The following is a 6,241-nucleotide window of genomic DNA, read 5'->3' as shown; positions in this document are numbered from 1 at the left end:
ACGAAACATCAGGAGGTTGTCCACTATAAGAGGCTATACGAGGAAGCGTTAGAGCGTGAAATATGTCTCGCCCAAGAGCTACTAGAAATGAAAAGTTTGGAGAGGGGCGCTGCCGAGTCCACCACTAGTTCATTACAAAATGTTTGCCCAATATGTCGTGTCAGAAATAGGGACTAAGGTGTGACCTGAGACGAATTTTGAAGCCACCGGATAAGTGAGTTCTGAATGCGTACTTTCAGATTACAACTAGAACCCATTTCATAAATAGCGCCGCATGAGGATGATGGAGAAAGCGAGATGAGCGAAGCCTGTGTAATGATCGGCGCAACACTCCCATGGGGTAAGTACACGCTTGAAGGCATTAAGCCAGGTAAACAGTCGTTCGATCTTCCATCGCCACCGGTATCGGCGCAGCGACCGGCCGTCTTGTGTGACCGCTCTTTTTCGATTGCTCTTGTGTGGGGCGATCCGTTCAATGCATTTGGCAGCAAGTCTTTGATCGAGCGGATCACTATCGTAGGCGCGATCCCCAATAATTCGTTCGGGTCGTCCCACGTGACAATCTCATCGAGGGTGTGCGAAATCTATGGGCGGATCAGTTCTTATGATGCCACAATGGCACCTGATCGCGGGCGTGAGGATCTCAAATTAAGGACCAGCAGAATTTGCGTGGTGCGCATTTCGCACGGAAGTAATTCGTAAGATAAATCCCACTCTTCGAATTGGCCGGTGTAACGCAGTAACAAGCGTTACACCGTTACACCGTTACACCGTTACACCGTTACACCGTTACACCGTTACACCGTTACACCGTTACACCGTTACACCGTTACACCGTTACACCGTTAAGGCTTTGCGCCAGTTTTGGGCACACCCTACCGAGTTGAGAAATGATATCCGTCAAGAGGAATTTCACCCTTGCGTTATCCGGGGATTTTCTTTCTTGCATGCGCATTCAAGTCGGGTCTCTGGACGCAGCAGGATTTGCGCACGACAGTCTGGGCCGGCGGAGAAAATCATGAAGACCACGCCAGGGTGGCGCGGCCTTCAAAGTGACGTGAAGATGTCTAACGGCTTAGAACTTGTGACGCAGGCCAACGGTGAAGACGGACTGGTTGTTGTTCATGCCGGCGGCGGTGCCTTCAGCGCCCGGGTTGTAGGTATCGCTCGCACGCAGATGGGCCAGCACCGTGTAGATATCGGTGCGCTTGGACAGCGAATAAATGGTGCCGATGTTCAGCTGAGTCAGCTTGCCGGTGTTGCTGGTGCCAGCATAGTTCAGGTTGGTACGCTGAACGCTGCCAATCAGAGCCAGTGTCGGGGTCATTGCATAGTTGACGCCCAGTTCGAAGACGTTGGCCTTGTTGTTATTGGCACCACCGATGATGTAGCCGGTCGGCAGCACGCCGCTGGCGGGAACAGTTGCGGTGGTAGCCAGCGGTTGCTTCACTTGCGACCAGTTCCCGTACAAGCGCGCAGGGCCGGCCTGGTAGCTTGCCCCCAGGTTGAAGACCTTTAAAGCGATATCCCCGGCTTTTCCATTGCCTGCGACCAGCGTTGCCGTGTCGCTGGACGTGGCGGTTGCATCTGCATTCAGCTTGGACTGGTAGTAAGCGGTGAACACGCCGAGCGGGCCGTTGACATACTGCAGGCCCGCACCGAAGGCTTGACCCGCCGAACCGCTGCCTGCGACTTCGCCGAAGCCATACAGGATGCTGCCGGACAGGCCGCCAAACGTCGGTGAGTTGTAGCGGACGGCATTATTAACGCGGGTGCCTTCCAATCGGTCCAGGTTGTGGCCGACGTTACCAGTGATGCCGCCGAAGTCCGCGACGGAGGTCCACTGATTGTACTGATACACAGCATCGGTCTGGCGGCCCAGCAGGACGCTACCCCAATTGCCATTCAAGCCTACGACCGAGAGGCGGCGGAATAAGGTGTTTGTGTTGGCTACACCGTTGTTCGTGCCGTCGAACGCACCGGTGTCGGCCTTGTAGCCGATTTCGAGCTGGAAGACGGCGCTTAGACCGCCGCTCAAATCTTCGCTGCCCTTGAAGCCAAGGCGCGACCCGGAGTTGACGCCGGAATCTACGCTCATCTTGGAACCGGTATTGGTACTGCCGGAAATCAGGGCCTTGCTGGTGTAGTTGACGCTGGTGTCGACAATGCCGTAGACGGTGACGCTGCTTTGAGCGTGAGCGACATTGGCGGCGCAGCCTGCAACGGCGGCGATTGCTACGAATTTCGAGATGGATTGCTTCATTGTTTTCCTCCGGATTTTTGGTCGGTGATACTTGTAATGGTCTTTTTTGAGGCGAGTTGGGGCCTTGGGAGCAATGCTCTTTTCGTTTTCCTCCTTCAGGGTTTCTGTTGGCTAGCGCAATTGCGCGTGTCGGTGGTCCTCGGCAATTGCTTGCGATGGGTGGGATACAACGACTTCGGTCGTCGCATGAAGCTTGAATGCACTAACGACGTGAGATAGATGGGTCGCCCGGTCAAGCATGGATTGAGCTGCCGCAGCCGCTTCCTCGACCAAAGCAGCGTTCTGTTGAGTCATCTCGTCCATCTGGCTGACGGCAACGTTGATTTGTTCGATGCCACTCTGTTGTTCCTTGCTGGCAACGCTGATTTGCGCAATGACTTCGGTGACCTTGTGAACACTGGTGACCACGCCGTTGATGGTCGTTCCTGCCCGCTCCACCAGCGTGCTGCCAGCAGTAACCTGTGCGGCAGAGTCGCCAATCAGGTCCTTGATTTCTTTGGCGGCGTCGGCGGCCCGTCTGGCCAGCGTTCGTACTTCGGCCGCGACCACTGCAAAGCCACGTCCCTGTTCGCCGGCGCGTGCTGCTTCCACGGCGGCATTGAGCGCGAGGATATTGGTTTGAAATGCAATACCGTCAATCACACCAATGATGTCGACGACACGTTGCGATGAAGATTCGATTGCTCCCATGGTCGCTACGACTTTGCCCACGGCATCGCCCCCCGACCTGGCGACCTCGGATGCAGATGCCGCCAAGTCATTGGCGACTTGCGCGTTGCTGGAGTTGTTGCCGACGGTGGAGGTGAGTTGTTCCAGTGCCGCTGCCGTTTCTTCCAGCGAGCTGGCTTGCTGCTCAGTGCGTGAGGACAAATCAAGATTCCCGCTTGCAATCTCCCTGGCTGCCACGGTCATGGCATCGGTACCGCTTCGTACCTCGGAGACCATCGCGGAAAGGTTTGTGTTCATCTCTTTTAGCGCATGCAAGAGCTCGGCGGTCTCATCTCTTCCTGCGACGTGAATTTCCGAGCGGAGGTCACCCTGCGCGATACGTTGAGCAACGCCGACTGCATGTCTGAGCGGGCGCGAGATTTGTTTCGATACATAGATGGAGAGCGCCACAGCGCTCAGGACGCACAAGACAATCAGCGTGAGGATGCCGGTCTTTGCGTGGCTATAGGTGGCGTTTGCAGTCTCATAGGATGCCTTGACGCCCTCATCGTTGAACGCCACGGACTTGTCGAGCGCCCCCAGCAACTTCCGGTAGTCTGGAGTAGAGCCCACATTCAATGCCTGTGCTTCCGCCTTCTGGTCTGACAGAGCAAGGTCGACGATGCGTTGATGCACGAGCAGAAACTGGGAAATCCCGGTTGCAACGGCTTGATAGAGGTCTCTTTCAGCATCACTGGAAATCTGACCTTCATATGTCTTTTGCAGCTTCGCCAGCGTGATGACCAGCGCATCCGACGACTTCTTGTAGGCGGCCATTTCTTCGGCGGACTTCATGAAAATCAATTGCGCTTCACCGCCACGCACGCGGGACAGAAGTAGTTGGATGCTCGCAAGGCTGCGGATGGATGGGAGCCAGCTGCGAGCAATGTCTCCCGAGGCGGCATTGACCTGGCTGACTTGTGCGGTCGCGAACAGCCCGAGCAGGCATACCAACGCAATGACGACCGAAAACGTCGCCAGCAGCTTCGAGGCAATTTTCAGATTTCCAAACCACTTCATCGAATACCTCTGTCGATAGGTCGTGTGCGCAATGGGCCACTGTAGTAGGACGTGCGACCGATGAGGTCGCGGCTAAGGCATCGAAGAAATCAGCCTGCACGGCGGTGATGTGCGCTTGGCAGGCATTAAGCGGGCCGTGAGTATTCGGTCTCGGGGTGCGGAGGCCTTCCGGATTTCGGGGTACGACCCAGTCTCCCTGCTCTTCATTCGATTTCTTGTTCGCTGCGTATACTGCATATATATGCCAAAATATGCAATGAGTGGTGGTGCGGATTTGTGGAATATTTGCGACTCGCTCGCGAAAATAGTTAGATGTAGGGAGGGTAGAGCCGCTAGTGGCAAGGCTCTCGTTGTTGAAATGGTTTAGGCGCAAGAATACGTGCGTCCCTCCGTCAATGGGAACGCTATTGGTGTTGAGATACGGTCAACAAGAAGGCTGTCCACCGACATCAAGCACTTGTTAATACAGAACTATCTAGGCGGCGGGTGCAACGGAGGCACCGTTGATGCTGTGGCGCTTCAAGGCCTCGGCGACAAAGCCGGAGGCTTTCATCTTCTCCACAAACGCTGCCAGGAAGGCAGCTGCCTCGGGGCCGCGAGTCTTTGGTGTGCCCATGGCTTGCTGAATGACCATAAAACGTTCATTGAGCAAGCGCAGACCGCCGATTTGAGCGGCATCGTGTTCCAGCTGTTGCTTCACGCCGGCGGCTACTTCGGCGCCTTCCTGAAGGAAGTGCTGTACGACGGTGGGGGAGGTCGGCGAGCGAAGAATGGTGGCGTTCTTCAGTTCACGGGTCAGGTAAAGGTCATATGCACTACCCTTGCCGACGACCACGCGGTGTTCGGTACGGTCGACTTCATCGTTGGTCTTCAGCGGGGAATCATTCTTGACCAGGTAGTACCCCTCAATCAGAACGTAGGGCGCAGTGAAGGCGATTTGCTGACCACGGACCGGGTCGATAGCGAAGAAACCGAAATCCGCTTGTTCAGCCGCGACAGCCTCTACTGACTTGCCGGCGGCATCAAACACCACCAGTTCCAGTTCTGCTTCCAGCGCCCCAGCCAGCTCTCCCGCCAGGTCGACCGAAACGCCGCAAGGACGGTCTTGACCATCACGTCCTGCGAGGATGGGGTTGCCCAGGTTGATGGAAGCACGCAGCTTGCCAGTCGGAGTGAATGCGGCGCGGATGGCGGGAGTCAGATTCATGGTGAGATGGTTTGCTAAGGTTTCAGAATGTCTCCGATTTTTGAAATCGAGGACAGCGTGTATTGCAGGTGTTCTTTCATGAACTCGGAGGCTTCATCATTGCGCTCTTTGACCAGTAGGTCGAGCACGTGCAGATGTTGTCGGCAATGCTCCGGATAGCGGTCCCGCTGGCGCATCGAGCGGTAAGAGAGTAGGCGGCGCACGCGATTGACACGCTTGATGGTGTCAATGAAGAAGGCGTTGCCAGACGCCTCAACCAGGCTTTCATGGAAACGGACACCTCGGTTGTGCAGTTCGTCAGCCGTAGCAGTTTCGATACCGCCTGCAAGCAGATGTCGCTCTGTCGCGCGCAATTGCTCCAGGACTTGTGGGTCCAGTCTGAATCCTGGTTCCAGCAAAGCCGCCGGCTCCAGCGCCATACGAAGGCGGTATGACTGCAACAGACTGTCAGGCGTGAGCAGCATGCTGGAGAATGTCCAACCGTAGCCCGGCTTGCGCTCGGCCCAGCCTTCCTTGGCAATGCGGCCCAGAACTGCGTTGAGCTGGGAGGCGGTCAGGTTGTATCGCGTTTTTATCAGCAGTTCTGAGAATTCCTGAGGCAACTCACCCTTGAGCAGGTCATCAGCGATACGGAAGTAGACGGCCGTGGTGACCGTAGTCTCCTCGATGCCAAGCGTCTGCATGATGTCGGAAACACCCTGAGAAAAGCCTTCACCCACGAAATACCCCTTGTTGCGCTCGCGTGTCAGCAGTCCTTTTTCATGCAGCATGGCCAGCGCGGTATTGATGGGCTGGCGGGATACGCGAAGACGGTCGGCCAGCATCTGCGCTGGCAAATGCGTGCCGGTCTCCCAAGACTGGTCCTTTACCAGTTCCACAATCTGTTTGGAGATGGTTGATTCAGTGCTCATTGTCGTCATGGTTCGCAGGCCCGGACGGGCCTTATCCCCCCTATTATGACTGACGCTGTGCTTCAATCGTATTTCGAGCAACAGGAGCAAGCACATGTCAGCAGCAAGCACGGCGACTCTTTGGCGGACGAC

The 6,241-nt window shown here is 56.0% G+C and carries 5 protein-coding genes; all 5 read right to left on the bottom strand.

The annotated features are described in order from the left end of the window. Positions 1-258: 258 nt before the first annotated feature. The gene (locus I5W_RS34200; protein ID WP_083893503.1) at positions 259-555 is read right to left on the bottom strand and encodes a transposase; all 297 of its coding nucleotides are present in this window, start codon (positions 553-555) and stop codon (positions 259-261) included. A 520-nt stretch (positions 556-1,075) separates the two neighbouring features. After that, a complete protein-coding gene (locus I5W_RS08755; protein WP_044528934.1) occupies positions 1,076-2,263 on the bottom strand; it encodes a porin in 1,188 nt (395 codons plus the stop codon). Positions 2,264-2,374: 111 nt separating this feature from the next. Further along, a complete protein-coding gene (locus tag I5W_RS08750; RefSeq protein WP_083893502.1) occupies positions 2,375-3,991 on the bottom strand; it encodes a methyl-accepting chemotaxis protein in 1,617 nt (538 codons plus the stop codon). Between the two features lie 475 nt (positions 3,992-4,466). After that, positions 4,467-5,198: an ABC transporter substrate-binding protein gene (locus I5W_RS08745; protein ID WP_044528933.1), complete on the bottom strand. Its 732-nt coding sequence runs from the start codon at positions 5,196-5,198 to the stop codon at positions 4,467-4,469. Between the two features lie 14 nt (positions 5,199-5,212). Further along, the gene (locus I5W_RS08740) at positions 5,213-6,118 is read right to left on the bottom strand and encodes a GntR family transcriptional regulator (protein ID WP_085946774.1); all 906 of its coding nucleotides are present in this window, start codon (positions 6,116-6,118) and stop codon (positions 5,213-5,215) included. Positions 6,119-6,241 lie beyond the last annotated feature (123 nt).

Origin of the sequence: Herbaspirillum sp. B65 (genome assembly GCF_000333555.1) — a bacterium.
Classification (GTDB): Bacteria; Pseudomonadota; Gammaproteobacteria; order Burkholderiales; family Burkholderiaceae_D; genus Herbaspirillum; species Herbaspirillum rubrisubalbicans.
This window is presented reverse-complemented; position numbering and strand designations above follow the sequence as displayed.

Excerpts from the sequence above, each read along its gene's own strand:
- I5W_RS08750 (WP_083893502.1), bottom strand. The coding sequence starts at position 3,991 with ATGAAGTGGTTTGGAAATCTGAAAATTGCCTCGAAGCTGCTGGCGACG.
- I5W_RS08755 (WP_044528934.1), bottom strand. The coding sequence starts at position 2,263 with ATGAAGCAATCCATCTCGAAATTCGTAGCAATCGCCGCCGTTGCAGGC.
- I5W_RS08745 (WP_044528933.1), bottom strand. The coding sequence starts at position 5,198 with ATGAATCTGACTCCCGCCATCCGCGCCGCATTCACTCCGACTGGCAAG.
- I5W_RS08740 (WP_085946774.1), bottom strand. The coding sequence starts at position 6,118 with ATGACGACAATGAGCACTGAATCAACCATCTCCAAACAGATTGTGGAA.